General features: G+C 73.3%; 25 protein-coding genes. 13 read left to right on the top strand and 12 right to left on the bottom strand.

Annotated features, from left to right (window positions below):
* Window positions 1-582: 582 nt before the first annotated feature.
* On the top strand, window positions 583-1,344 hold the full coding sequence (locus ACA511_RS40280) for a hypothetical protein (protein WP_375030024.1): 762 nt from the start codon (window positions 583-585) through the stop codon (window positions 1,342-1,344).
* On the opposite strand, the gene ACA511_RS40275 is transcribed toward ACA511_RS40280, so the two are convergent.
* Both ACA511_RS40275 and trxA read right to left on the bottom strand, forming a co-directional pair.
* Window positions 1,282-2,115, bottom strand: a complete 834-nt coding sequence (locus ACA511_RS40275; RefSeq protein WP_375030023.1) for a putative RNA methyltransferase — start codon at window positions 2,113-2,115, stop codon at window positions 1,282-1,284. The two genes, ACA511_RS40280 and ACA511_RS40275, sit on opposite strands and share 63 nt — an antisense overlap.
* A gap of 156 nt (window positions 2,116-2,271) precedes the next feature.
* The gene (gene trxA / locus ACA511_RS40270) at window positions 2,272-2,625 is read right to left on the bottom strand and encodes a thioredoxin (RefSeq protein WP_375030022.1); all 354 of its coding nucleotides are present in this window, start codon (window positions 2,623-2,625) and stop codon (window positions 2,272-2,274) included.
* A gap of 130 nt (window positions 2,626-2,755) precedes the next feature.
* Between trxA and ACA511_RS40265 the strand changes: the two genes are divergently transcribed.
* Together ACA511_RS40265 and ACA511_RS40260 are read left to right on the top strand one after the other, a co-directional pair.
* On the top strand, window positions 2,756-3,760 hold the full coding sequence (locus tag ACA511_RS40265; RefSeq protein WP_375030021.1) for an RNA polymerase sigma factor RpoD/SigA: 1,005 nt from the start codon (window positions 2,756-2,758) through the stop codon (window positions 3,758-3,760).
* Window positions 3,761-3,901: 141 nt separating this feature from the next.
* Window positions 3,902-5,251, top strand: coding sequence for a class II 3-deoxy-7-phosphoheptulonate synthase (locus ACA511_RS40260; RefSeq protein ID WP_375030020.1), 1,350 nt, complete (start codon window positions 3,902-3,904; stop codon window positions 5,249-5,251).
* Window positions 5,252-5,385: 134 nt separating this feature from the next.
* Here ACA511_RS40260 and ACA511_RS40255 read toward each other — a convergent pair whose 3' ends face one another.
* Genes ACA511_RS40255 through ACA511_RS40245 form a run of 3 tightly spaced genes read right to left on the bottom strand, consistent with a single transcriptional unit; the run spans window position 5,386 to window position 8,403 of the window.
* Window positions 5,386-5,754: an ATP-binding protein gene (locus ACA511_RS40255; protein WP_067638735.1), complete on the bottom strand. Its 369-nt coding sequence runs from the start codon at window positions 5,752-5,754 to the stop codon at window positions 5,386-5,388.
* 44 nt (window positions 5,755-5,798) lie between these two features.
* The gene (locus ACA511_RS40250) at window positions 5,799-6,137 is read right to left on the bottom strand and encodes an STAS domain-containing protein (protein WP_375030019.1); all 339 of its coding nucleotides are present in this window, start codon (window positions 6,135-6,137) and stop codon (window positions 5,799-5,801) included.
* Between the two features lie 31 nt (window positions 6,138-6,168).
* The gene (locus ACA511_RS40245) at window positions 6,169-8,403 is read right to left on the bottom strand and encodes a SpoIIE family protein phosphatase (protein ID WP_375030018.1); all 2,235 of its coding nucleotides are present in this window, start codon (window positions 8,401-8,403) and stop codon (window positions 6,169-6,171) included.
* Window positions 8,404-8,752: 349 nt separating this feature from the next.
* Between ACA511_RS40245 and ACA511_RS40240 the strand changes: the two genes are divergently transcribed.
* Window positions 8,753-12,976 carry a HAMP domain-containing protein gene (locus ACA511_RS40240; RefSeq protein WP_375030017.1) on the top strand — a complete coding sequence of 1,408 codons (4,224 nt, stop codon included), beginning with the start codon at window positions 8,753-8,755 and terminating at the stop codon, window positions 12,974-12,976.
* 82 nt (window positions 12,977-13,058) lie between these two features.
* Window positions 13,059-13,688 (top strand): two-component system response regulator, encoded by a 630-nt coding sequence (locus tag ACA511_RS40235; protein WP_375030016.1) that lies wholly within the window; start codon window positions 13,059-13,061, stop codon window positions 13,686-13,688.
* 42 nt (window positions 13,689-13,730) lie between these two features.
* On the opposite strand, the gene gltX is transcribed toward ACA511_RS40235, so the two are convergent.
* Complete coding sequence (gene gltX / locus ACA511_RS40230) at window positions 13,731-15,131, bottom strand: glutamate--tRNA ligase (RefSeq protein WP_375030015.1); 1,401 nt, start codon at window positions 15,129-15,131, stop codon at window positions 13,731-13,733.
* Between the two features lie 62 nt (window positions 15,132-15,193).
* Complete coding sequence (locus tag ACA511_RS40225; RefSeq protein WP_375030014.1) at window positions 15,194-15,802, bottom strand: TIGR03086 family metal-binding protein; 609 nt, start codon at window positions 15,800-15,802, stop codon at window positions 15,194-15,196.
* A 67-nt stretch (window positions 15,803-15,869) separates the two neighbouring features.
* On the opposite strand from ACA511_RS40225, the gene ACA511_RS40220 reads away from it, so the two are divergent.
* Together ACA511_RS40220 and ACA511_RS40215 are read left to right on the top strand one after the other, a co-directional pair.
* Window positions 15,870-16,709, top strand: coding sequence for a DUF6597 domain-containing transcriptional factor (locus ACA511_RS40220; protein ID WP_375030013.1), 840 nt, complete (start codon window positions 15,870-15,872; stop codon window positions 16,707-16,709).
* Window positions 16,706-17,359 (top strand): NUDIX hydrolase, encoded by a 654-nt coding sequence (locus ACA511_RS40215; RefSeq protein WP_375030012.1) that lies wholly within the window; start codon window positions 16,706-16,708, stop codon window positions 17,357-17,359. Before ACA511_RS40220 ends, ACA511_RS40215 begins: the two co-directional genes overlap by 4 nt.
* Window positions 17,360-17,455: 96 nt before the next feature.
* Here ACA511_RS40215 and ACA511_RS40210 read toward each other — a convergent pair whose 3' ends face one another.
* Window positions 17,456-17,956, bottom strand: coding sequence for an HAD domain-containing protein (locus ACA511_RS40210; protein WP_375030011.1), 501 nt, complete (start codon window positions 17,954-17,956; stop codon window positions 17,456-17,458).
* 94 nt (window positions 17,957-18,050) lie between these two features.
* Between ACA511_RS40210 and ACA511_RS40205 the strand changes: the two genes are divergently transcribed.
* Both ACA511_RS40205 and ACA511_RS40200 read left to right on the top strand, forming a co-directional pair.
* Complete coding sequence (locus ACA511_RS40205) at window positions 18,051-18,905, top strand: class II glutamine amidotransferase (RefSeq protein WP_375030010.1); 855 nt, start codon at window positions 18,051-18,053, stop codon at window positions 18,903-18,905.
* 54 nt (window positions 18,906-18,959) lie between these two features.
* Window positions 18,960-19,772, top strand: a complete 813-nt coding sequence (locus ACA511_RS40200) for a PIG-L family deacetylase (RefSeq protein ID WP_375030009.1) — start codon at window positions 18,960-18,962, stop codon at window positions 19,770-19,772.
* Window positions 19,773-19,910: 138 nt separating this feature from the next.
* Here ACA511_RS40200 and ACA511_RS40195 read toward each other — a convergent pair whose 3' ends face one another.
* From ACA511_RS40195 to ACA511_RS40185, 3 genes are all read right to left on the bottom strand, one after another.
* Window positions 19,911-20,273, bottom strand: coding sequence for a VOC family protein (locus ACA511_RS40195; RefSeq protein WP_375030008.1), 363 nt, complete (start codon window positions 20,271-20,273; stop codon window positions 19,911-19,913).
* 71 nt (window positions 20,274-20,344) lie between these two features.
* Window positions 20,345-20,977: a TetR/AcrR family transcriptional regulator gene (locus tag ACA511_RS40190; RefSeq protein WP_375030007.1), complete on the bottom strand. Its 633-nt coding sequence runs from the start codon at window positions 20,975-20,977 to the stop codon at window positions 20,345-20,347.
* Entirely contained in the window at window positions 20,970-22,262 is a 1,293-nt protein-coding gene (locus ACA511_RS40185) for an acyl-CoA dehydrogenase family protein (protein WP_375030006.1), read from the bottom strand. Before ACA511_RS40185 ends, ACA511_RS40190 begins: the two co-directional genes overlap by 8 nt.
* 106 nt (window positions 22,263-22,368) lie before the next feature.
* Here ACA511_RS40185 and ACA511_RS40180 point away from each other — a divergent pair, with 106 nt between their 5' ends.
* Together ACA511_RS40180 and ACA511_RS40175 are read left to right on the top strand one after the other, a co-directional pair.
* Window positions 22,369-23,433: a phosphotransferase family protein gene (locus ACA511_RS40180; RefSeq protein WP_375030005.1), complete on the top strand. Its 1,065-nt coding sequence runs from the start codon at window positions 22,369-22,371 to the stop codon at window positions 23,431-23,433.
* Window positions 23,434-23,627: 194 nt separating this feature from the next.
* Window positions 23,628-24,566, top strand: a complete 939-nt coding sequence (locus ACA511_RS40175) for a TIGR03621 family F420-dependent LLM class oxidoreductase (protein WP_375030004.1) — start codon at window positions 23,628-23,630, stop codon at window positions 24,564-24,566.
* Here ACA511_RS40175 and ACA511_RS40170 read toward each other — a convergent pair.
* Window positions 24,563-25,036 carry a hypothetical protein gene (locus tag ACA511_RS40170; protein ID WP_375030003.1) on the bottom strand — a complete coding sequence of 158 codons (474 nt, stop codon included), beginning with the start codon at window positions 25,034-25,036 and terminating at the stop codon, window positions 24,563-24,565. The two genes, ACA511_RS40175 and ACA511_RS40170, sit on opposite strands and share 4 nt — an antisense overlap.
* 233 nt (window positions 25,037-25,269) lie before the next feature.
* Here ACA511_RS40170 and ACA511_RS40165 point away from each other — a divergent pair, with 233 nt between their 5' ends.
* Window positions 25,270-25,491 (top strand): hypothetical protein, encoded by a 222-nt coding sequence (locus ACA511_RS40165; protein ID WP_375030002.1) that lies wholly within the window; start codon window positions 25,270-25,272, stop codon window positions 25,489-25,491.
* Window positions 25,492-25,632: 141 nt separating this feature from the next.
* A complete protein-coding gene (locus ACA511_RS40160) occupies window positions 25,633-25,908 on the top strand; it encodes an IclR family transcriptional regulator C-terminal domain-containing protein (RefSeq protein WP_375030001.1) in 276 nt (91 codons plus the stop codon).
* The last annotated feature ends 74 nt before the right edge of the window (window positions 25,909-25,982 follow it).

Genomic DNA, 25,982 nt, shown 5'->3' with positions numbered 1-25,982 from the left:
TTCTAACTTACCTGTTCCACTCCCGTTGTCAAGCAGATCCGTGAAGATCTTTTCGACGGCCGGAGGCTTCCCAGTCCCCCACGGCGACGACACACCCCCAGGCCCAAGACCTGGCGAAGATCGTTCCCTAGGAGATGCCCTGCGGGCCGGCCACCTCGCGGCGTCCTGCATCCCGTTTTAGGCTGTGCGCCCATCCTACACCAGCCCGAGCGCCGCTCGGACCGATTCTCGGAGGGCCTGCTCATCCGGTAGGGCCGGCCACCGCGTTCGGCGTCCCGCATCCCCTCCGGGGCGTCACACAGGTACAACCCGGCTCAGGGCCTGAATGTTCCTGGTGGCTTCCCCACGACCGGCCGCCTTTCGGCGTCCCGCGTCCCTCGGGGCAGGTGAGACATTAAGGCGCGCCGTCGGCACCGTCAAATCGAGGCGCTTCCGTCGCCTCACGAACTTGTCACCCGGGCACACCTTCAACCTCGCTGACCTCGCCTTTCACGCACTACGTGCGCGGGGTCACAGTGAGGTAGCGTGCGCAGTGCTATGGCTCCCGGCGCGACTGTCCGCCGAGGTCAGGAGGAACACCCCGTGAACGTGCCCGTCGCCATCCGCGCATCCGCGGAACGTCTCGTGGTCGCCGCGACGATGGGGCCGACGATCCATGACGTGCACGCCTGGCGGTTCAAGGTGGTTCCCGGACTCATCGAGGTGCACGCCGACGCGGCCAGGTTCCGGCCCATGCACGACCCGGCGGGGCGGGGCCTGCATCTCAGCAGCGGCGCCGCCCTGGTCAACCTCCGGCTGGCCGCCGCCCAGCTCGGGCACGAGGCCGTGGTGCGGCTGCTTCCCGATGCCGGGCGCCCGTCGGTCCTCGCCACGGTCCGCCTGGCGGGACGCCACCGGGTGACCCGTGAGGAACGGCTCCTCTACGCCGCGACGCTTAAGCCCTTCCCAGCGGGCCGCACCGCATCAGGCGTCCGGCCCGCGCCCACTGTCGTCAATGAGCTGGGCGAGGCCGCGCGGCTGGAAGGAGCGGCACTGCATCCCCTCCCCGGAACGCCGGAGGCGAACAGCCGGCGCGCGCTACTCACGACCCGCGGCGACTCCCCCGCGGAATGGCTGCGGGCCGGCCAGGCGCTCCAGCGCCTCCTGCTGAGCGGCACGGCACGTTCGGTCTCCGTGTCGTTCCTGTACGAGACGGTCGACGTGCCCGAGGTCGAGGACGTGGCGGAACCGGGCGAGGTCCCGCAGGTCATGCTCGAACTCACCCAGGGCGCAGACGCGGATCTAGGCGAGCCGCCTGTACGTCGACAGGACGAAGGACAAGGGCGCCGGCAGCGGGTCCGGTAGCCGCCGAAGCCGCTCCCGGAGCCGGTCTGCGGGGACGTGGTGCGCGCTCGGCCCCATCCCCACCAGCGTGGCGACCTCGTCGTGGGACAGGACGGCCTCGACCTCGATCTCCTGCCGCGCGTCGAACTTGAAGTAGCCCGCGAGCGCCGCGTCCACGCGTTCGGACTTGCGCTCGTCGACCGAGAGCAGCCCGAGCGGCTCCACGAGGGTGCCGAGATGCCGGGGCGACGGGGTCACGGTGAACAGGAGGCCGTCGTCGCGGAGCACCCGGTGGAACTCTGCCGCGTTGCGCGGCGCGAACACGTTGACCACGGTGTCGGCGGCACCGTCGCGCAGAGGAAGCGGACGCCACAGGTCTGCGACGACGGCGCCCGCGCGGGGGTGGGACTTGGCCGCGCGGCGGGCCGCGTGCTTGGAGATGTCCAGCGCGAGACCGACCGCGCCGGGTGACCGGTCCAGGATCCCGCTCAGGTAGTGGCCGGTTCCGGCGCCCGCGTCGACGACGAAGGACGGGACGGCTCGGGCGACGCTCCACGCCAGTTCGTCCGCGGGGGCGGTGAAGTGGCCTGCCTTCAGGAACTCGTCCCGCGCGCGCACCATGTCGGGGGTGTCGGCCGTTCCAGGCCGGGCGTTGCCCGGCAGGAGGTTCGCATACCCCTGGCGCGCGATGTCGAAGGCATGCCCGCCGGGGCACAGGAGTCCGCGGCCGGCCAGTTCGAGGTCGGCTCCGCACACGGGGCACACCAGGTAGGGGACGACATCGGCGAGCATCCGTCCATCATCGTCCATCCGGGCGGGGCGCCGTGCGCCGCCGCCCGCTTCTTTGCCCTCGTGCCGCCCGCCCGCCGTCCGGGCGTCCGCCGGACGTCGCGTCCGCGCAACCTGCCGGCCCCGGGCCGGAGCCCCGGCCGGGCGCGGGGCCCCGGGTCAGGCCTCCGCGCGGCGGCGGACGTCCTCCATGTCGAGGCCGCGGACCTGCTCGATCACGTTCTCCAGCACCGGCTCGGGCACCGCGCCCGGCTCGGCGAAGACGATGAGGCCGTCCCGGATCGCCATCAGCGTCGGGATCGACCTGATACCGAACCGCTCCGACAACTCCGGCTGGGCGTCGGTGTCGACCTTCCCGAAGACGATGTCCTCGTGCTTGCCGGCCGAATTCTCGAAGACCGGCGCGAAGCGCTTGCACGGCCCGCACCACTCCGCCCAGAAGTCGACGAGCACGATGCCTTCGGCCTGAGCCACCTCGTCGAAGTTCTCAGTGGTCAGTGTGACCGTCGCCATGTCGGTTTCTCCTCAGTCGGGGTATCAGGACGTAGAGCGGCTCACAGCTTCGCAGTATTCCCCACCCGGGAATCACAGAGCGGTAATTAGCGTTGTCCTCCTAGGGAGATCGCACCGGAGAAGGGTCAGGATGGCTGCAACCCGTACCAAGGGCGACAGGGTCGACGTCCCCGACAAGGATCTTGTCGGGGCGTACCTCGACCGGATCGGCCGCACCCCCCTGCTCGACGCGCAGGAGGAGGTCGATCTGGCCAAGGCGATCGAAGGGGGCCTGTACGCCGAGCAGCTCCTCGATGACGGGAGGGCGCCCGAGGGCGCGACCCGCGAGGAGCTGGAGGAGCTGGCCGCGGCGGGGCTGCGCGCGAAGCAGCGCTTCGTCGAGGCCAACCTGCGGCTCGTGGTCTCGATCGCCCGGAAATATCCGACCGACTCGTTGCCCCTCATCGACCTCATTCAAGAGGGGAACCTGGGGCTGATGCGCGCGGTGGAGAAGTTCGACTACCGCCGCGGCTTCAAGTTCTCCACGTACGCGACCTGGTGGATCAGGCAGGCGATCGGGCGCGGGCTCAGCCACACGGCCCGCACCATCCGGCTGCCGGTCCATGTGGAGGAGGAACTGTCACGGCTGCGCCGCGCCGAGCGCCAGCTGGGCCGCGAACTCGGCAGGGAACCGACCCGGGAGGAGCTCGCGGGCACGATCGGCGCCGCGGCCGACCATGTGGACGAGCTGCTGCGCTGGCGGCGCGACCCGGCGAGCCTGGACGCGACCGTCGACGACGCGGGCGAGACGCCGATGGGCGACCTCCTGCAGGACCCGGACGCCGTCACGCCCGAGGCCGAGATTCTCGCGTTGGACGACATCGAGGGGCTCGCCCGGCTGCTCGACCGGCTGCCGGAACGCGAGTCCGCGATCCTGCGCGCCAGGTTCGGGATGGACAGCGGCCAGCCGCTGTCGTACGCCCAGATCGGCGCCCGGTACGGCCTGAGCCACAACCGGGTGCGGCAGATCACCGACCGTTCGCTGCGGCGGCTGCGGCAGCTGGCGAACGAGACGGATCTGAGCGGCCGCAGGGCGCTGGCCGGCGGACCCGGCTCCGCCCGGGAGCCCGCGGCCGCCGGGAGCCGCGCGGCCTGACCGGGCCGCACGCGCGAGGAACCGCACGCGCGAGGAACCGGGCGGCCCCGCCCCAGGGGCCGCCCGGTTCGCGTTCCGGGGCGCGGTCGCCGGCGGACGCGCCGTCACATGCTGGGCGGGCGGTGCCATAGCCTTTTCCGCGTGAGTACATCCGCCGACATCGGGGACCTCGACGCCTGGCGCGTCCTCCCCGCCCTCCAGCAGCCCGAATGGGACGATCCGGACGAGGTCCGGGCGGTCGCCGCCGAACTGGCGAGCCAGCCCCCGCTCGTCTTCGCCGGCGAGTGCGACCAGCTGAAGGCGCAGCTCGCGGACGTCGCGCGCGGCGAGGCGTTCGTCCTCCAGGGCGGCGACTGCGCCGAGACGTTCGACGGGTCGAACGCCGACGCGGTGAAGAACAAGCTGAAGACGCTGCTGCAGATGGCGGTCGTGCTCACCTACGCCGCCAGCGTCCCGGTCGTGAAGATCGGCCGGATGGCGGGCCAGTTCGCCAAGCCGCGGTCCAACGCGGTGGAGGTGCGCGGCGGGGTGGAGCTGCCCGCCTACCGGGGCGACGCCGTCAACGGGTTCGCGTTCGACGCCGCGTCCCGCCGCAACGACCCCCACCGCCTGCTGAAGGCCTACCACTGCTCGGCGGTGACGCTGAACCTGTGCCGGGCCTTCACCAAGGGCGGGTACGCCGATCTGCGGCAGGTGCACGCCTGGAACCGCGACTTCGTCCAGCAGAGCCCGGCGGGACGCCGGTACGAGCAGCTCGCGGGCGAGATCGACCGGGCGCTGACGTTCATGAAGGCGTGCGGGGCGAGTCCCGACGAGTTCCACGGGGTGGAGTTCTACTCCAGCCACGAGGCGCTGCTGCTGGAGTACGAGCGGGCGCTCACCCGCATCGACCACCTGAGCGGGCTGCCGTACGACGTGTCCGCCCACTTCCTGTGGATCGGCGAGCGCACCCGGCAGCTGGACGGGGCGCACATCGAGTTCCTGCGGCACATCCGCAACCCGATCGGGGTGAAGCTCGGCCCGGCGACCTCGGCGGACGACGCGCTGGCGCTGATCAACCGGCTGAACCCCGACCACGAGCCCGGACGGCTCACCTTCATCACCCGGATGGGCGCGGGCAGGATCCGGGACGCGCTGCCCCCGCTGATCGAGAAGGTGCAGCAGAGCGGCGCCCCCGTCGCGTGGATCTGCGACCCGATGCACGGCAACACGTTCGAGGCGTCCGGCGGGCACAAGACCCGGCGGCTGGACGACGTCCTGGACGAGGTCGCCGGCTTCTTCGAGGTGCACCGGGCGCTCGGCACCCACCCGGGCGGCATCCACATCGAGTTCACCGGCGACGACGTCACCGAGTGCGTCGGCGGCGGCGCGGGGCTCGCCGAGGACGACCTGCACCAGCGGTACGAGACGGCGTGCGACCCGCGGCTCAACCGGGGACAGTCGCTGGACCTGGCGTTCATGGTGGCGGAGCTGTACCGCAAGTCGGCCTGACCGTCACTGCCTGACCCGTCACGGGGCGGGCGCGTCCATCCGGCCGGATCACGGCGGGTGGGCGCGCCGGGCCCGGAGATCGTCCGCTACGGTGCGTCCCCAAGCGGAGGCACTCCGTGCCGGACGTCGCCGTGTCAGATGTCGACCTCTGCCCACACGACCTTGCCGCCGGTCACCGGGTCGGCGCCCCACGAGTTCGCGAACCGGTCGACGATGAACAGGCCGCGGTGCGACTCGTCCAGCGGGCCGGGGACGGTCAGCCGGGGCAGCTGCGCGGCGCGGTCGCGGACCTCGACGCGGACGCGGCCCGATCCGCGCAGCAGCCGAAGCTCCAGCGCGGTGCCCGCGTGCCTGACGGCGTTGGCGACGAGCTCCGCGACGATCGCGGTGACGAGCTCCTCGCGGTCCATCAGGGCCCAGGTGCGCATGGTGCGGGCGGCCAGGCGCCGTGCGTACTCGACCGCCTCGGTCTGCGGAGCCGCGCGCAGTGTGGTCTCGGTCATCGGGTCGGTCACTCCGCCCGCTCGCCGTTCTTCATCGTGTCCCCTCACCGCCCATCGGCTGGTGCCTCCTCCGCCGGTCCCTCGATCAGGAAGCGGTCGAGCCCGGTGGTGCGCAGCACGTTCTCGACCCGGCCATAGGCGCCGGTGACGGTGAGCGACGCGTTCTGCGCGCGCGCGTGCTTGTACGCCCGGACGAGGACGTTCAGACCGGAGGAGTCACAGAAGTCGACCGCCGCGAGGTCGACGACGACCGCCCGCTCGCCCGCGTCCACGAGCTCGGTCAGCCGAGTGCGCAGCTCTTCGGAGGAGTGCAGGTCGATGGAGCCGCGCGCGGCGATCGTCGCGCGGCCGTCCTGTCGCGTCGTGTGCAAGGCAAGCCCCACGCCACCCCACCTTACCGATTGTTGGTCTCCATCATGACGCCCGCAGAACAATGAGGGCAATGTCGTCGTTCGACGGCTCCGGCCCGAAGTCGCGCACCGCGCGCTGGATGCGCGCGGCCACGGCGCCGGCGCTCAGCCCGGTGCAGCCGGCGAGCAGCCGTTCGAGGCCGTCGCCGTCGCCGAGCAGCCGGCTTCCCGAACGGCGCTCCGTGACGCCGTCGGTCACGCACAGCAGGACTTCCCCCCGGCGGAGGTCGACGGTGTCGGTGTGGAAGTCGACACCGTCGAAGACGCCGAGCAGTGCTTGGGCCGAGGCCGCCTCGCGCACGCCGCCCTCGGTGTCGAGGACGAGCGGGAGCGGGTGTCCCGCGCTCGTCAGCCGGATCCGCACGCCGTCGTGGCGGCGGGCCGCGATCTCGCCGTGCAGCAGGGTCAGCAGCCGGCCGCGCTCCCCCTCGCCGAGGATGAGCCGGTTGAGCCGGGTCAGCACGGCCGGAACGGACATGTCCTCGGCGGAGAGGATGCGCAGGGCGTGCCGGGCGAGGCCGGTGACGGCGGCCGCCTCGGGGCCGGTGCCGCACACGTCGCCGATGGCGAACCGCCAGCGGGACGAGGGCGCCGGGCCGCCCGGCTGCGGGCCGCTCTCGAACACGTCGTAGAAGTCGCCGCCGACCTCGCTGCCCTCCCCGGCCGGCTCGTACACCACCGCGACCTCCAGGCCGGGGATCTCGGGGATGCCCGGCGGCAGCAGGCTGCGCTGCAGGGCGCTGCTCATGGCCGTCTGCGCGGAGAACAGGCGCGCGTTGTCGACGGCGAGGGCCGCGCGGCGGCTGAGCTCCTCGGCCAGTTCGACGGCGCTGCGCGGGAAGCGGTCGCCGGGCGGGCGGCCGATGACGATGGTCCCGATGCGGCGGCCGCGGGCGATCAGCGGGAACGCGTAGACGTGGTCGGCGGCCGTGCCGCCGGCGGCGGCCCGGACGTCCTCGGGGGCGGTGGCGAGCCCGGTCCACGGGCCGGGGCCGTCCATCGGCGGGGCGGCGCCCGCGTGCTCCAGCAGTTCGCGGAGGCCGTCGCTGCGGTTCTCGTCGGCGTGCCACACGTAGGCGAGCCGGTCGGGCTCGGCCTCGGTGACGGTGTAGACGGCGCACCAGGTGGCGAGGCGCGGGACGACCAGCTGGGCGACCAGCGCCATCGTGCGCTCCTGGTCGAGGGTTCCGGCGAGCAGGTCGCTGGCCTCGGCGACGAAGCTGAGCCAGCCGCGCCAGGACCGTTCCAGCTCGCCCACCCTGGCCTTCTCCAGGGAGAGCGACATCTCGTCCGCGAGCCGCCCGAGGCGGACGCCGTCGGCCTCGTCGAAGCGGCCGGACACCGAGGAGACGGCCACGACGACGCCCGTGAGGCGGCCCTGGGACTCCAGCGGCGCGGCGGCCAGGGACCGGGCCCGCAGGGCCGTGGCGACCGGATCGCCGGCGGCGGCCACCCAGGGCGAGCCGGCCCGGGCGGCGGGGCCGAGGCCGGCCACCGACAGCTCGCCCAGCGGCGGCTCGGCGGCGGTGCCCGTGGACGAGCCCATGATCATGCGGCCGTCGCGCTCGGTGAGCAGGACGGCGGCGCCCTCCGCGCCGAGTACCTCGCGGACGGTGGCGACGCCGTCCTCCATGGCCTCCACGGCGGCCGGGGAGCGCAGCAGCCGGTCGCCGGCGACGGGCATGTCGCCGACGTCGCCGCTGAGCCCGCCCTCGCGGGCCTGCGCGGCGGCGCCGTCGCGGGGCTGCTCGGCCCGGTCGCGGCCCGCCCGTTCGCGGGGGCCGCGGTCGGCGGGGCCGGCCGCGGCCTCGGGCGTGCCCGCGGCGGCGTCCTGCCCGCCTGCGGGCGCGGGCTCGGCGGCGGCGCCCGGCCGGGGCAGCCGGAACCAGACGCCCTTGGTGCGGTGGTCGTAGGAGACGCCCCAGGACGCGGCGAGGCGGGCGATCGACGGCAGCCCGCGTCCGCTGGAGGCGGTGACGCCGGGCATCTCGATGCCCCGCGTGGGGTGCCGGTCGCGGACCTCGATCTTGATCTCGCCGTCCTCCAGCCGGCAGGAGACGTCGAAGGACGTGCCGGCGTAGGCGATCGCGTTGGTGGCGAGTTCGCTGGTGGCCAGGACGGCGTCGTCCGCCGCCTCGTCCATGCCCCAGTCGGCCAGCACCTTCCGGACGAAGCGGCGCGCATCCGCCACCGCCGCGGCGGCGGACGGGAAGGTGGCCGACGCCGTCTGCCGATCCAACTGTCGTCCCTTTGTTCGAAGCATCACTACCGGGCCCGACTATCGTCGCAGACGGGTCGGCCGCGCGGCGACGAGAGCCGTGAACCCGGGCCCCGCGACGCGTCCGTCCTCGGAGAACGCGACACCCCCGCCACGACACGACAGACCGTAACACGAAGACTACAAGCGCGGATGCACGGTCGATGACGTCCCATCACGCCCGACCCGCGAAAAGGGGCCCGCCGCCGCCCGGCGACGTAGAGTACAGATGCGGCCGGAAGAGGGCCCAGGGGAAACCGGACGTGGGCCCGGAGTCAGGAGTCCGTGGCATCCGGATGTTCGACGATCGCGGGCCAGGAGGATGAAGAGAATGCCGCTTACCGCGTCACGCGCCCGCCCCGGCGGGTACCGCGACACGACCCCGCGTTACAGCGACGCCGACCTCGAGCCGCTGCTGAAGGCGCTCGTCGCCGTGCGGGACGGCAGGGCGAAGGCGGAGCTGGAGGTGCCGGGCGAGGGCGCCGTGGCGGAGGCCGGGGCCATCCTGGAGGACATCCGGCAGAACGGCCATGAGCTGGCGTCGGGGCTGAGCCGCGTCCGGCGGGAGATCGGCCGGGAGGGGAAGCTGCGGGGGCGCGTCACGCCGGGCGCGCTGCGCGGGACGTGGGCGACCGCGGTGGAGGACGCCAACGCGATCATCGACAAGCTGACCGACCTGGCGACGGGGATGAGCCAGGTGGTGGAGGCGGTCGCGGCCGGCGACCTGAGCCAGCGCGTCGAGCTGCGGGTGCGCGGCAGGCCGATGCGCGGCGAGCTGCTGCGCATGGCGAAGTCGGTCAACGGCATGGTGGAGCTGCTCGACCAGTTCACCTGGGAGGTCACCCAGTTCGCCCGCGAGGTGGGCACGGAGGGCCGGCTCGGCGGCCAGGCGCCGGCGCGCGGCATGACGGGCCGCTGGCGGGACGTGACGGCGTCGGTGAACGTGATGGCGAACCGGCTGACGTCGCAGGTGCGCGACATCGCGGAGGTCACCACGGCGGTGGCGAAGGGCGACCTGACGCGCAAGGTGACGGTGGAGGCGACCGGTGAGCTCCAGGAGCTGAAGCTCACCGTGAACACGATGGTCGACCAGCTGTCGGCGTTCGCGGACGAGGTCACCCGCGTCGCCCGCGAGGTCGGCACGGAGGGGCAGCTCGGCGGCCAGGCGCACGTGCGCGGCGTCAGCGGCGTCTGGAAGAACCTGACCGACAACGTCAACGCGATGGCGAACAACCTGACGAACCAGGTCCGCAACATCGCCCAGGTCACCACGGCCGTCGCCGAGGGCGACCTCGGCAAGAAGATCACCGTCGACGCGCAGGGCGAGATCCTGCAGCTGAAGAACACGGTGAACACGATGGTCGACACCCTGTCCGCCTTCGCGGACGAGGTCACCCGCGTCGCCCGCGAGGTCGGCACCGAGGGGCGGCTCGGCGGCCAGGCCCGCGTGCCGGGCGTGAGCGGCGTCTGGAAGGACCTGACCAACAACGTCAACGGCATGGCGTCCAACCTGACCTACCAGGTCCGCAACATCGCCCAGGTCACCACGGCCGTCGCCGAGGGCGACCTCGGCAAGAAGATCACCGTCGACGCGCAGGGCGAGATCCTGGAGCTGAAGGACACCGTCAACGCGATGGTCGACACGCTGTCGGCCTTCGCCTCCGAGGTGACCCGCGTCGCCCGCGAGGTCGGCACGGAGGGGCGGCTCGGCGGCCAGGCGATCGTGCCCGGGGCCGGCGGGGTGTGGCTCGACCTCACCGACAACGTCAACTCGATGGCGAACAACCTGACGAACCAGGTGCGCGGGATCGCCCAGGTGACGACGGCGGTGGCGCAGGGCGACCTGACCCGCAAGATCGAGGTGGACGCGCAGGGCGAGATCCTGCAGCTCAAGGACACCCTGAACACCATGGTCGACACCCTGTCGGCGTTCGCGGACGAGGTCAGCCGCGTCGCCCGCGAGGTCGGCACGGAGGGGCGGCTCGGCGGCCAGGCGATCGTGCCCGGCGCGGGCGGCATGTGGAAGGACCTGACCGACAACGTCAACGGCATGGCGTCCAACCTGACCTACCAGGTCCGCAACATCGCCCAGGTGGCGACGGCGGTCGCGCACGGCGACCTGACGCGGCGCATCGACGTGAACGCGCAGGGCGAGATCCTGGAGCTGAAGACGACGCTGAACACGATGGTGGACACGCTGTCGTCGTTCGCGTCCGAGGTGACCCGCGTCGCCCGCGAGGTCGGCATCGAGGGCCGGCTCGGCGGGCAGGCCGAGGTCGAGGGCGTGTCCGGCACCTGGAAGCGGCTGACCGAGAGCGTCAACGAGCTGGCCGGGAACCTGACCACGCAGGTGCGGGCCATCGGCGCGGTCGCGAGCGCGGTCGCCACGGGCGACCTGACCCGGACGATCACCGTGGAGGCGCGCGGCGAGGTCGCCGAGCTGTCCGACAACGTGAACCTGATGGTCGCGACGCTCCGCGAGACGACCCGCGCCAACGAGGAGCAGGACTGGCTCAAGACCAACCTGGCGCGGATCGGCGGGCTCATGCAGGGCCACCGGGACCTGCTGCAGGTCGCCGAGCTGATCATGCGGGAGCTGACCCCGACGGCGAGCGCCCAGTACGGCGCGTTCTACCTCTCCGACAGCGCGGGCGAGGACTCCGAGCTCGCGCTGATCGCCGGGTACGGGACGCGGCGGGGCCGGGCCGGGGCGGTGCGGTTCGCGATGGGCGAGGGCCTGGTCGGGCAGGCGGCGCAGGAGCGCCGGCCGCTGCTGATCGCCGACGCCCCCGCCGACTACGTCAAGATCGGGTCGGGGCTGGGCGAGGCGTCCCCGGTCAACATCATCGTGCTCCCGATCGTGTTCGAGGACGAGGTGCTCGGCGCGATCGAGCTGGCCTCGTTCGGCCGGTTCACCGACGTCCACCTGGCGTTCTTCAGCCAGCTGATCGAGACGATCGGGGTCACCCTGAACGCGATCCGCGCCAACGCCCGGACGGAGGCGCTGCTGGGCGAGTCGCAGCGGCTCGCGCAGGAGCTGCAGGAGCGGTCGGACGAGCTGCAGCGCCAGCAGGGCGAGCTGCGGCACTCCAACACCGAGCTGGAGGAGAAGGCGGCGCTGCTGGCCCAGCAGAACCGCGCGATCGAGATCCAGAACTTCCAGATCGAGCAGGCGCGGCGGACGCTGGAGGAGCGCGCCGAGCAGCTGGCGATCTCCTCGCGGTACAAGTCGGAGTTCCTGGCGAACATGTCGCACGAGCTGCGCACGCCGCTGAACAGCCTGCTGGTGCTGGCCAAGCTGCTGTCGGAGAACCAGAGCGGCAACCTGACCGGCAAGCAGGTCGAGTTCGCGCGGACGATCCACGAGTCCGGCACCGACCTGCTGGAGCTGATCAACGACATCCTGGACCTGGCCAAGGTCGAGGCGGGCAAGATGGAGGCGCACCCGCAGCGGCTGTCGGTGGCGGCGCTGGTCGACTACGTGGACGCGACGTTCCGCCCGCTGTCGGTCGACAAGGGCCTCCAGTTCGGCGTGGAGGTCGCGCCGGACGTCCCGGCCACGCTGAACACCGACGAGCAGCGGCTGCAGCAGGTGCTGCGGAACCTGCTGTCGAACGCGGTGAAGTTCACCGCCGAGGGCGAGGTGCGGCTGCTGATCGAGCGGGCCGGCGACATCGACTTCACGCTGCCCGCGCTGTGGAACACCCCGGACGTGATCGCGTTCCGGGTGATCGACACGGGCATCGGGGTCAGCGCCGACAAGCTGCAGGAGATCTTCGAGCCGTTCCAGCAGGCCGACGGGACCACGAGCCGCCGCTACGGCGGCACGGGGCTCGGCCTGTCGATCAGCCGGAACATCGCGCGGCTGCTCGGCGGGGAGATCCACGCGGAGAGCCAGCCGGGCCGCGGCAGCGTGTTCACGCTCTACCTGCCCGCCCAGTACAGCGAGCGCGAGGACCGGCGGCGCCCGGCCGACGAGGAGGCCGCCGCGCCGGAGGGCCGGCTCGGCGGGCCGGCCGAGCGGGGCAACGGCGGCAGGGCCCGGCAGCTGGCCGCCGCGTCCGCGGAGAACGGGCTGCCCGTCGAGCGGCGCGCGCCGTCCGGGGAGGCCGAGCCCGCGCTGAACGGCCTCGTCGAGGAGCCTCCGACGGACTTCCTCGACACCGTCCTGTCGGGCCGCAAGGTCCTGATCGTCGACGACGACGTCCGGAACGTGTTCGCTCTCACCAGCGTCCTGGAGGGCTACGGGATGGAGGTCCTCTACGCCGAGGACGGGCAGGCCGGGATCGAGGTCCTGCACCGCAACCCGGACGTGGCGGTCGTGCTGATGGACGTCATGATGCCGGGCCTCGACGGTTACGCGACGACCGCCGCCATCAGGGATATGCCGCAGTTCGCCGACTTGCCGATCATCGTCATCACGGCCAAGGTGATGAAGGGAGACAGGGAGAAGAGCCTCGACTCCGGCGCGTCGGACTATGTGCCGAAGCCCGTGGACGTGGACCATCTCCTTGACGTCATGAGGAACTGGCTGCAACCCTCCGCCGTCCGCTGAGGAGGGGAGGCGCCCGGCGGTTAGGGTCGCCCTGAGGGCTCATGCGCCGGCGATGGCGGGGACCGGAATCGGAGAGACGCGCGTGGACGACAAGGCGAAGATCCTGCTCGTGGACGACCGCGAGGAGAACCTGATCGCGCTGGAGGCCATCCTCAGCTCGCTCGATCAGGACCTGGTCCGGGCGCGGTCCGGGGAGGACGCGCTGAAGGCGCTGCTCACCGACGAGTACGCGGTCATCCTGCTGGACGTCGTCATGCCCGGCATGGACGGGTTCGAGACGGCCCGCGACATCAAGCGGCGCAAGAAGACCCGGGATCTGCCGATCATCTTCCTGACGGCGGTGAACAGCGATCCCGACTACGCGTTCCGCGGGTACGCGGCGGGCGCGGTCGACTTCATCTCCAAGCCGTTCGACCCGTGGGTGCTGCGCGCCAAGGTGTCGGTGTTCGTGGAGCTGCACACCAAGAACAAGCAGCTCGGCGACCAGACGGCGCTGCTGCGCGAGCAGGCCGCGCTGCTGCGCGAGCAGTCGGCGCTGCTGAACGAGCGTCCCGACCAGGGCACGGCCCGGGCTCTGCTGAGGTCGGTGGAGGAGCAGGCGGAGGTGGTCGGCAAGCACGTCCCGCCCGCCCGGCGGGACGAACTCGACGAGCTGACCCGCCGCCTCGGCGACCTGCGCCGGGCCCTGGACGGCGAGGAGCCCTCCTCCTGACCCGTGCCCGGCCGCGGCCGGGCACGGGTGACCGCCGGTGCGTCAGGAGGCGGCTTCGAGGCGGGCCCTCGCGGCGGCGATGCGCGCCAGGGTGCGGTCGCGGCCGAGGATCTCCAGCGACTCGAACAGCGGCAGGCCGACGGTGCGGCCGGTGACGGCGACGCGGACGGGCGCCTGCGTCTTGCCGAGCTTCAGGCCGTGCTCGGCGCCGATGCGCTCCAGCCGGTCCTTCAGCTCGGCGGCGTTCCAGGGGGCGTCCCGGTACGCGGCCTCGGCGGCGGCGAGGATCGCGGCGGCGGGCTCCTTCATCGCCTTGTTCCAGGACTGCTCGTCGGCCGGCGGCTCGTCCAGGAACACGAAGTCGATCATCTGGACGATCTCCGACAGCAGCGCCACGCGGGTCTGGGCGAGCGGCGCGAGCTCGGCGAACACCGCCACGTCCACCTCGAAGGGGGCCCGCTCCAGGAAGGGCAGGCACTCGGCGATGAACTTCTCGGGGGGCAGCGCCCGGATGTACTCGCCGTTTACGGCGCGGAGCTTCTTGACGTCGAAGAACGCGGGCGAGGAGTTGACGTCCTCGATGCGGAACTCGTCGACGACGACGTCCCAGGGGACGATCTCGCGGTCGCCGGACGGGGCCCAGCCGAGCAGCATCAGGTAGTTGCGCATGGCCTCGGCGAGGTAGCCCTCGGCCCGGTAGTCCTCCAGGGCGACCTTGTCGCGGCGCTTGGACAGCTTCTGCCGCTTCTCGTTCACGATGACGGGGACGTGCGCCCAGACGGGCGGCTCGCCGCCGAGCGCCTCCCACAGCAGCTGCTGCTTGGGCGCGTTGGACAGGTGCTCCTCGCCGCGCACGACGTGGGTGATGCCCTGGCTCATGTCGTCGACGGCGTTGGCCAGCAGGAACGTGACCGAGCCGTCGGCGCGGGCGATGACGAAGTCCTCCAGGACGGCGTTCTCGAACACCGGCTTGCCGCGCAGCAGGTCGACGACGGTGGTCTGGCCCTCGTCGGGGGTGCGGTAGCGGAGGGCGCGGCCGGGGCCGGGCTCCAGGCCGCGGTCGCGGCAGAAGCCGTCGTAGCCCTTGTGCTGGTCGCCGGTGCGGGCGACGACGGCCTCGCGCCCGCAGTCGCAGTAGTAGGCGCGGCCGGCGTCCTTCAGCTTCTGGACGGCCTCGGCGTGCCGGTCGGCGTTGGCGGACTGGAAGTAGGGGCCCTCGTACTGCTCGCCGTCCATGCCGAGCCAGGCGAGGGCGCGGATGATGCCCTCGGTCCACTCGGGGCTGTTGCGGGAGGCGTCGGTGTCCTCGATGCGCAGCACGAGCGTCCCGCCCGACTGGGCGGCCATCACCCAGTTGAACAGCGCCGAGCGGGCGCCGCCGACATGGAACATGCCGGTCGGGGACGGGGCGAAGCGCACACGGATCGAAGAGCTGGAAGACATGCCTCAAGGGTAGAGCGCGCGGGCCCCCGCTCGCGCCGGGACCCGCGCGTCCGGGCGGCGTTTCAGGGCTTCCAGCGCGGGTCGCGGCCGGCCGTGCCGAGGACGCGGTCGAGCAGCGGCGCGTCGTCCGGCACGGGCACCTCGGCGCCGAACACGCCGTACTGGCGGCTCATCTCCGCCATCGGGACGACCTGGTCCCACGCCGCCCGCACCACGTCGGGCGGGAAGCCGGGGTCGCGTCCGATGGCGGCGGCGAGGTCCCAGCCGTGGACGACGCTCTCGACGAAGAGGATCCCGGCGATGAACCCGGCGGGCATGCCCTCCGGGTTGCCGGTGAGGCTGGTGCTGCCCTCCCAGGCGGCGGGGTCCTGCCACGCTTCGGCGGTCTTGCGGGCCTGCTGCCCGAACCGCTCGGCCCATCCGGGCTCGGCGGTGAAGTCGTGGTCCTCCCCCGGCCCGCCGGGCGGCGTGCGGTGCGCGGCGGCCTCGCCCCGGCCGCTCCACAGGATCAGGTGGTTGACCACGCCCCGCACGTCCCAGTCGGGGCACGGGGTGGGCGCGTCCAGCTTCTCCGCGGGTATCTCCAGGACGATCCGCGCCGCGGCCTCCGCGGCGGGAAGCATCCGGCTCCGGATGTCCATCATCTCTCCCTCGCTCATCAGTTCGAACACGGGGCCACGCTAGGACGGGCCCGCGGCGCCTGTCTTGAAGAAACGCGACACCGTTTAGCCTGGTGCGGTGGAACGATCCCTACCCGGTGGGACGCGGGGCATCCTGCGGGCGCGGACGGGCCTGGAGCGCTTCCGGGTGGAGCGGATCGCGCCGGGGCCGGCGCTCGCCCCGTTCGTCGAGGACTTCTGGGTGCTGCGGTGGGATCTGCGGGGCCGGCCGCCGCACCGGCAGCAGGTGCTGACGCGGCCGTCCGTGCACATGACGTTCACCAGCTACCTGACCGGCGGGAAGACGCGGGCGCGGATCGTGGGCGTGGTGCGGGACGACTTCGTCGAGGAGATCCACGACGAGGGGCGCGTGGTCGGGGCGGCCTTCCGGCCGGGCGGGTTCAGGCCGTTCACCGACGCGCCCGTCTCCGCGCTGACCGGCCGGTTCGCGGACGTGGCCGAGGTGTTCGGCGCGGCGGGCCACGCGCTGGCGGACGAGGTCTTCGCGACCGCCGGCGACGCGGAGGCGGCTGGACGGCTGGAGGCGTTCCTCGCCGAGGCGGCGCCGGGACCGGATCCGTCGGCCGAGCGGGCCGCCGCGATCGTCGAGCGGATCGCGGCGCGGCCGGGCCTCGTGCGGGTGGGCGAGCTGGCCGCGGACGTGGGGCTCAGCACGCGCGGCCTGCAGCGCCTCTTCCACGAGTACGTGGGCATCGGCCCGAAGTGGGTGATACGGCGGTTCCGGATGCGGGAGGCGGCCGAGCGGGCGGCGTCCGGCGGCGGGGCCGACTGGCCGGGCCTGGCCGCCGAACTCGGCTACGCCGACCAGGCCCACTTCACCCGGGACTTCACCGCGGCGGTCGGTACGCCGCCCGCGCGATACGCCCGCGAGGCGGGCCCTGGCAGTATCGAGGCATGACCGCCCCCCTCGACTCCCTCGACGATCTCGGCCCGCTCGACGACCTCGGCGCGTTCCGGACGCTGGCGGCCGGCCGGCTCGGCGCGTTCGCGCACACGACCGTCCCCGACGCGCCCGGCCTGCGCCGCGCGGGGGTCGTGCTGTGCGCGGTGGAGCACGGCGGGGTCCCGTCCGTGATCGTGATCAGGCGCGCCTACCGGGGGCGGAACGCCGGCCAGTGGGGCCTTCCGGGCGGGCGGGTGGAGGACGGCGAGACCCCGCAGGAGGCGGCGCTGCGGGAGCTGCGCGAGGAGATCGGCCTGGCCGCCGGGCCCGCCGACGTCCTCGGCCGGCTCGACGACTTCCCCGCCTCCTCGGGTTTCGCGATCACGCCGGTCGTGGTGGCGCTGGACGACCCGGGCCCGCTGGCGCCGAGCCCGGACGAGGTCCACTCTGTCCACCACGCGACCCTGCGGCGGCTGGCGGACGACGACACCCCGCGGTGGGTGCCGCAGCCGGACGGCGGCAGCCTCCTGCAGATGTGGCTCGGCCCCGACTGGCGCGTCCACGCCCCGACGGGCGCGATGCTGTGGCAGTTCCGCGAGGTGGTGCTGCTCGGGCGGCGGGCCAGGGTCGCCGGCTTCGCCCAGCCCGACTGGACGCGCCACTGACCCCCGGCTCGGGGCCCGGCCTCGACGACGCGGTACGCCGAGGGCGGCGGCCCGGTGAGGCAGACGCCGGCGAGCCCGGCCGCGTCGCCGGCGCCGTCAGCGGGAGAGCGCGCGGAGCCAGGCCGCGGCGGCGTCGAGGTGGTCGCCGGTGAGGCCGGTCAGGGGGTCGATCTCCACGAGGAGGTGCTCGGCGACGTCCGGTTCGCCGGCGATGCGCTCGGTGGCGTCGGGCTCGTCCTCGAACCAGACGAACGGGCGGCTCTCCGCCCACGCGGCCACGTGCCGGGCCTTCCAGGCGCCGAGGGTGCGGCCCTCCGCGACGCCGGGGAACCGCGGGATGGGGACGAACGGCAGTTCGGGCAGCCCGATCCGGGGCGCGATCCACGCGTTGGCGTGGTCGCACCAGTAGCTCGCCCAGGCGAGTTCGGCGCCGGTGGACTCGGCGAGGTCGAGCAGGGCCCGGCCGTGCTCCGGATTGAGCCACAGCCTGAAGGTCATGCCGTTCGGCGAGCACCGATGCCGTTTGAAGCCGCGGTGGGGCCTTTCAAAGGGATTGAGAACTCCGTCCACGTCCAGCAGCACCACCGGCGACCCCATACACGGGACCGTACGTCATGGACGCCCCGGACGTCGAAGAGCGGTTCTTCCGCGCCCGAGTCTTGGCCCGCGTCCTGGCGGGCATTGTCCCGGCATGTGCCGACTATTCGGGATGACCACGGGCGGGCCCCGCGTCCACTCCACGTTCTGGCTGCTGGACGCGCCCGAGAGCCTGCAGTTCCAGAGCCGCCGCATGCCGGACGGGACGGGCCTCGGCTGGTTCTCGCTGGGCGAGGAACCCGTCCGCGACCGCGCGCCCGTCGCCGCCTTCCAGGACGCCGACTTCAACGCCGAGGCGCGCAACGTCGTGTCGCACACGTTCGTGTCCCACGTCCGGTACGCCTCGACCGGCGCCCCGGACGTCCACAACTCCCACCCGTTCGTGATGGACGACCGGCTGTTCGCCCACAACGGCGTGGTGCGCGGCCTCGACGTCCTCGACTCGTGGCTCACCGACGTGGACCGGGCGCTGATGCAGGGGCAGACCGACTCCGAACTGGTGTTCGCCTACATCACGGCGGAGATCCGGCGGCACGGGGACACCGCGTCCGGGCTGATCGCGGCCGTCCGGCGCATCGCCGCCGAACTGCCCGTCTTCGCCCTGAACGTCGTGCTGGCCGAGCCCCGGCGGCTGTGGGCGCTGCGCTATCCGGACACGCACGAGCTGTGGGTGCTCCAGCCCCGGCTGGACAAGCCCGGCCCGGCACGCCACCTGGCGTCCGGGCGCGAGCCGGGCCAGGTGCAGGTGGCCGCGCACCGGGACGCGTGCCCGATGTACGTCCTCGCCAGCGAGCGCATGGACGACGATCCGGGCTGGCGGCTCCTCGCCCCGGGCGAGCTGCTCACGGTGGAGGGGCTGACGGCGTCCTCGCTGTTCCCGTTCGACGCGCCGGCGCACCCGCTGACGCCCGCCGACCTCTCGGCGGCGGAGTCGGTGTCCCAGACGTGATCGCCGCGGTGTTCCGGGACGTAGGGTGGACGGCCGGAACACTGAGGAGCCCGGATGACGCACGAACTCACGCTGATGGCCGTCCACGCCCACCCCGACGACGAGGTGCTCGGCACCGGCGGGCTGCTCGCCCGCAGCGCCGCCGAGGGCGTCCGGACGGTGCTGGTCACCTGCACCAACGGCGAGCAGGGCGACGACTCGGGCGGCGTGAAGCCCGGCGAGGCGGGGCACGACGCCGAGGAGGTCGCGCGGCGCCGTCTCGGCGAGCTCCGCGAGTCGGCGGGCCTGCTCGGCATCGGCCACCTGGAACTGCTCGGCTACCGCGACTCCGGCATGGACGGCTGGTCGGCGAACGACGACCCGCGCGCGTTCGCGAACATCCCGCCGGACGAGTCCGCCGGGCGGCTCGCCGAGCTGATGGAGCGCTACCGGCCGCAGGTCGTCGTCACCTACGACGAGAACGGCGGCTACGGGCACCCCGACCACATCCAGGCCCACCGCATCGCGCTGGCCGCCGCGGAGCGGACGGGCGTGCCCGACAAGCTGTACTACACCGCCGTCCCGCGCTCGGGCATCCAGCAGATGTTCGACGCGGTCCGGGAGTCGGGCGTGGAGGTCGACTTCGACCTGCCGGACGACTTCGGCACCCCGGACGAGCTGATCACCAGCGTGGTGGACGTCGCCGCGCACGTGGACGCCAAGCGCAAGGCCCTGGAGGCGCACGCCAGCCAGGGCGAGAACATCTTCCTGCTGCGGATGCCGGAGGAGATGCAGCGCGCGGCCTTCTCGTCCGAGGCGTTCGTCCGCCACTTCTGCCGCGTCCAGGCCCCCGACAGGGAGGACGACCTCTTCGCCGGCCTCAGGTAGCGCGCCGCGCCCGGAAGCGGTCGAGGACGTCTTTGCCCCCGCCCCCGGCCGGCGCCGCCCGGTCGGCGCCGAGTGCGGCGGCCCGCGGCACCGGGCCGCCGGCCGGGCTCGGCGAGCCTCTTGAGCGGTGCGCGGCGGTCAGGGGCGGTAGGTCCCGAAGTACCACTCGTTGCCGTCCGGGTCGCGGGCCGCGTAGTCGCGGGAGCCGTAGTCCTGGTCGGTGAGCGGGCGGAAGATCTCGGCGCCGGCGGCCTTCGCCCGGTCGTGGTGGGCGTCCGGATCGTCGACCGCGACGTAGACCGCCGCCGCCGGGGTCTCGGCGGCGCCCAGCATGACGAGGCCGGTGTCGAAGCGCAGCTCGGCGTGCACGATCTTCCCGGTGTCGTCCTTGTGGGCCGCGATCTCGGTGAAGCCGAACGCCCTCTCCAGCCACGCCATCGTCCGCGCCGGGTCGGCGGACCTGATCATCGGGTAGAAGGTCCTGCGGATCTCGCTCGTCATGTCGTCCTCCCTCGGATCTGCCATGCCCAGTCTGCGGTGGGGACGACCGTCCGTCTTGGACGAATGTGACCTCAGCGGCGGGCGGCGTCGCGTTCGGCGGCGAGGCGGCGCGTCTCCGCCGAGACGGGCGCGCCGAGGATCGCGGCGACGACGTCGACGAGGTAGCTGGTGAACAGGCGGTCGTCGGTGCGGGCGCCGGACCGGGCGCGGCGCGCCAGTTCGATCGACGCGTACAGGATGGCGGTGAAGCGGCGGTGCAGGCGGGCCGCGTCCTCTTCGAGGAGGGGCTCGACGAGGCTCCGCCACCGGCACAGGCTGTCGCGCGGGTCGTCCAGCACGGCGACGGGGACGAGCGGGTCCGGGCGGTTCACCACGTCCGCCCAGATCTGCAGGTAGGCGCGGCCCGACTCGTCGGCGAGGCGGGCCGCGAGCGGGCGGACGAGGGCGGCGGCGAGGGGCCGCACGCCCCGCTCGCCGTCCTCGTAGGCGTCGAGCAGGGCGTGCCGGCGGGCCTCCACGTCGGGGGCGTGCCGGGCGAAGATCGCGCGGAGGATCCCGGCGCGGTCCCCGAAGTGGTACTGGACGGCCGTGGCGTTGCGGGCGCCGGCCGCGTGCAGGATCTCCCGCAGGCTGACGGCGTCCACGCCGCGCGCGGCGTACAGGGCCTCGGCGGCGTCCAGCAGGCGTTCGCGGGTGTCACTCATCGCCGATCGCGAGCTCCAAAGCCTCGGCGAAGCGCTCGCGGGCGGCCTCCCGGCGGGTGGGCAGGTGGCCGGACGGCCACAGCCCCTCGACCGGCTCGACGCCGCGCAGCAGCTGCCGGGCCAGGGTGATCTTGTGGACCTCGGTGGGGCCGTCGGCGATGCCGAGCGCCTCGGCCGCCAGCATCATGCCCGCGAACGGCATCTCGTTCGACACGCCGAGGGCGCCGTGCAGGTGCATCGCGCGCTGCACGACGTCGTGGTAGACCTTCGGCATCGCGGCCTTGACCGCGGCGATGTCCTTGCGGACCCTCTTGTAGTCCCCGTGCTTGTCGATCAGCCAGGCGGTGCGCAGGACGAGGAGCCGGAACTGCTCGATCTCGATCCAGCTGTCGGCGATCTTCTCGCGGGTCATCTGCATCTTGGCGAGCGCGCCGAACCGGGTCTGCCGGGACACGGCCCGTTCCAGCATCATGTCGAACGCCTTGCGGACCTGCGCGATCGTCCGCATGGCGTGGTGGATGCGGCCGCCGCCGAGCCGGGTCTGCGCGATGACGAACGCGCCGCCCTCGTCGCCGAGGAGGTTCTCGGCCGGGACGCGGACGTCCGCGTAGCGCAGGTAGCCGTGCGAGCCCTCGCGCTCGCCGCCGACGCCCACGTTCCGGACGGTGGTCAGCCCGGGGGCGTCGGCGGGCACGATGAACATCGACATGCCCTCGTACGCCGACACGTCGGGGTTCGTCACGGCCATCACGATCAGGAACGTCGCGTGGCGGGCGTTCGAGGAGAACCACTTCTCGCCGTTGATGACCCAGCCGTCCCCGTCGCGCACGGCGCGCGTGGTGAACAGCGTCGGGTCGGCTCCCCCGTGCGGCTCGGTCATCGAGTAGGAGGAGGAGATCTCGCCGTCCAGCAGGGGGCGCAGGTAGCGCTCCTTCTGGCCCGGCGTGCCGAAGTGGGCGATGATCTCCGCGTTGCCGGAGTCGGGCGCCTGGCAGCCGAACACCGACGGCGCCCAGCGCGAGCGTCCGAGGATCTCGTTCAGCAGGGCCAGCTTCACCTGGCCGTACCCCTGGCCGCCGAGGTCGGGGCCGAGGTGGCACGCCCAGAGCCCCTTCTCGCGCACCCGGTCCTGGAGCGGGCGGACGAGCAGCTTGTAGCGGGGGTCGCCCTTGTCGTACGGGTCGCCGAGCACCAGGTCGAGCGGCTCGACCTCGTCCCGGACGAAGGCGTCCGCCCAGTCGAGAAGTTCCTGGTAGGCGGGGTCGGTCTCGAAGTCCCAAGCCATGGCGAGCCTCCTGGCGTCGTTTCCCCGATAATCGACCCACCTGAACAAGTAATGCAAGTGCATGACTGTTACCCTCCGGTTGACCTCGCGCCGGAAAGGGACCGCCGTGCAGCCTGAGCAGATCGACCGCGCCCTCGTCGACTTCGACGTCCTGGACGGGTGGATGGACGGCGAGGGCCTGCCGGGCGGCCCGTTCGAGGACGTCCGGCCGCTCGCGGGCGGTACGCAGAACACGCTGATCCGGTTCCGCAGGGGCGGCCGCGACTACGTGCTGCGGCGCGGGCCGGGCCATCTGCGGGCCCGCACGAACCACGTCCTGCGCCGCGAGGCCCGCGTGCTCGCCGCGCTCGACGGCACGGGCGTCCCCGCGCCGCGCCTCATCGCGGCCTGCCCGGACGAGTCCGTGATGGGCGGCGCGGTCTTCTACCTGATGACGCCGGTCGAGGGGTTCAACGCCTCGGTGACGCTCCCGGAGCCGCACGCGGGCGACGCGTCCATCCGGCGCGAGATGGGGCTGAACGCGGCGCGCGCGCTGTCGGCGCTGGGCGCGGTCGACCACGAGGCCGTCGGCCTGGGCGACTTCGGCAAGCCCGAGGGCTTCCTGGAGCGGCAAGTCGGCCGCTGGACGTCGGAGCTGGACTCCTACAGCGCGCTCGACGGCTACCAGGGCCCCGACATCCCCGGCCTGGACGACGTCGCCCGCTGGCTGGAGGAACGGCGTCCCAAGCTGTGGCGGCCGGGCATCCTGCACGGCGACTACCACCTGGCCAACCTGATGTACTCCTTCGACGGCCCCGAGGTCGCCGCGATCGTCGACTGGGAGATGTGCACGATCGGCGATCCGCTGCTGGACCTCGGCTGGCTGCTCGCCACCTGGCCGGACCGCGACGACCAGAGCGCCGCGCTGGCCGGGCCGCTGGGCGAGGCGGGCGGGCTGCCCGCCGCGGACGAGCTGGTCGCGACCTACGCCGAGCGCGCCGGCGCCGTCGCCGGGCGCGACCTGTCGTCCATCACCTGGTACGCGGTGCTCGCCTGCTTCAAGCTCGGCATCGTCCTGGAGGGCACCCACGCGCGCGCGTGCGCCGGCAAGGCCCCGAAGGAGACCGGCGACCTGCTGCACGCGATCACCCTCGGCCTGTTCCGGCGGGCGCAGGGCTTCATCGGCGCGTGACCGCGGCGCGGGAAGGTTGAAAATCCGGGCGGCGGGACGCAGCCTGGAGAGTGACCCGGCGCGAACGGGGCAGTCGGTGACGCCCTTGCGCCGCACGGACGGCGACCGAGCCGCTCGCCCCGTTCCGCCGGCCGGCGGCACCGACGTCGGATTCCCGCCAGCGCACCCGCCCGGTGCGCGGGCAGGCTCGGACCATGCCAAGGAGATTCCGCTTCGGCGTCGTGGGCGAGTCGATCCGGTCGGGCGCCGACCTGACCGGCACCGCGCGGCGCGCCGAGGCCCTCGGATACGACGTCCTGACACTGCGGGACCACTTCGTCGCCCGCCCGTTCGGCGACCAGCTCGCCCCGGTGGCCGCGCTGGCTTACGCCGCGTCCGCCACCGGCACGCTGCGGCTGGGCACGATGGTCCTCGCCAACGACTACCGGCATCCGGTGCTGCTCGCCAAGGAGGCCGCCACCCTCGACCACCTGTCCGGCGGGCGGTTCGAGCTGGGCATCGGCGCGGGCTGGCTGCGCGAGGAGTACGAGGCCGCCGGCCTGCCCTTCGACCCGGCCGGGACGCGGGTCGGGCGGCTGGAGGAGTCGCTGCGGATCCTGCGCGGCCTGCTCGGCGGCGAGGAGACCACCTTCGCCGGCGAGCACTACCGGACCGACGGCCTGACGGTCTTCCCCCGCCCCGCGCGGCGTCCGCCGCTCGTGGTCGGCGCGGGCAGCGCCCGCATGCTCGGCATCGCCGGACGGCACGCCGACACGGTCGGCATCCTCCCCCGCGCCCTCCCCGACGGGACGATCTCCGACGAGATCGCCGAGCGGCTGCCGGACGCCATCGCCCGCAAGGCCGACCTCGTCCGGGACGCCGCGGGCGGCCGGGACGTCGAGCTGAGCATGATGGTGACGCCCGCGTTCGGCCCCGACCCCCGCCGCGCCGCCGCCCGGGTCGCGGAGACGCGCGGCTGGGGGGCGTCGTCGGCCGGCCTCGTCCTGGACATGCCGTCCCAGTTCGTCGGCCCGCCCGAGCACATCGCGGAGCAGATGCTCGCCCGCCGCGACCGCTACGGGTTCAGCTACTACCAGGTCCCGGACGCGTCGATGGAGGAGTTCGCCCCCGTCATCCCGCTGCTGACCGGCTAGCCCGGGTCGGCGGAGCCGGCGTTCATGGCGAGGCTCAGCTCCGCCTCGGTGAGGTGGTCGCCGGCGAGGTCGCCGACGACGCGGCCGCGCTGGAGGACGACGACGCGGTGGCACAGCTCGACCGGCTCGGCGAGGTCGCTGGAGGCGATCAGCACCGCCTTCCCCTCGGCGGCCAGGCCCCGGACGATGTCGTGCAGCTCGCCGCGGGCGCCGACGTCCACGCCGCGGGTCGGGTCGTCCAGGGCGAGGACGGCCGGGTCCGCGTCCAGCCGTTTCGCGGAGACGACCTTCTGCTGGTTGCCGCCGGACCGGGTGCTCGCGCGGGCCCGGACGTCGCCGCGGACGCGCAGCCGCTCCAGGTGCCCGCGCGAGCGTCCGACGAGCCGGGCGCGGCGCGGCATCGGCCCGCCGCGCCCCTGCCCGAGCCGGCTCACGGACGTGATGTTCTCCCAGAGCGCCTTGTCCGGCATCAGCCCGCGCCCCTTGCGGTCGCCGGAGATGTAGGCGACGCCCTCGGTGACGGCGTGCCGGGGCGAGCGGGGCGACCGCCCGCCCGGCAGGCGGACGGTCCCCGACGCGGGCCCGGGCCCGGCCGCAGACGGCGTCGAGGACGGCGAGGTGGCCGGAGCCCTGCAGCCCCGCCAGCCCGACGATCTCGCCGCGCCCGGCGGTGAGGGACACCTCGCGGAGCCGTCCCGGCACGGTGACCGAGGCGAGGGCGACCGCGGCCCCGCCGGGGCGGCGCGTGGCGGCCGCGGGTGCCGCGTCCCGGGCCGGCTGCCCGAGCATCGCGGTGACCAGGGCGTCCAGGCCGACGCCGGCCGCCGGCGCGCCCGGCAGCACGACCCGGCCGTACCGCAGGGGCCGGGCCAGCCGCCGCATCTCCCGCGCGCTGACCAGGCCGCCGCGGCGCGGCGCCCCGTAGGGGAAGCGGTTCTCCAGCACGGTCAGGTCGTCGTAGGTCATCAGCTCCTGCGAGACGATCGCGACGCACGCGAACATCCACCTGGCCGTCCTCGACGGGACGGACACGCTGTTCCTGGAGAAGGTCGGCGGGCGGCGGCCGGTGCCGACCGTGTCCCGGGTCGGCGGGCGCCTGCCCGCGTACTGCACGGCGACCGGGAAGCTGTTCCTGGCGCTGGGGCCGGCCGCGCGGCTGGAGGACGTCCTTTCGGCGGGCCTCGTCCGCCACACCCCGCACACGATCATCTCCATCACCGGCAACGTGTGCCGGCCGGACCTCGGCCGGCTCGCGCCCGCCGTCCGGACCGCGGCGCTGGCGCTGTCGCGGGAGCCGGCCCGGGAGACCGCCGGCGGCCTGAAAATGGGGATTCCCCGGTGATCTCTCGATCCCGGGGAATCCCCGTTCTCCATGCACCGGCAGCCCTGTGCCGGGTCTGTGCGAGGCAGCCCCGC

The sequence above is a fragment of the Actinomadura sp. GTD37 genome (genome assembly GCF_041951365.1).
Classification (GTDB): Bacteria; Actinomycetota; Actinomycetes; order Streptosporangiales; family Streptosporangiaceae; genus Spirillospora.
The sequence above is the reverse complement of the archived record's forward strand: the minus strand, read 5'-3'. Positions and strand labels throughout refer to the sequence as shown.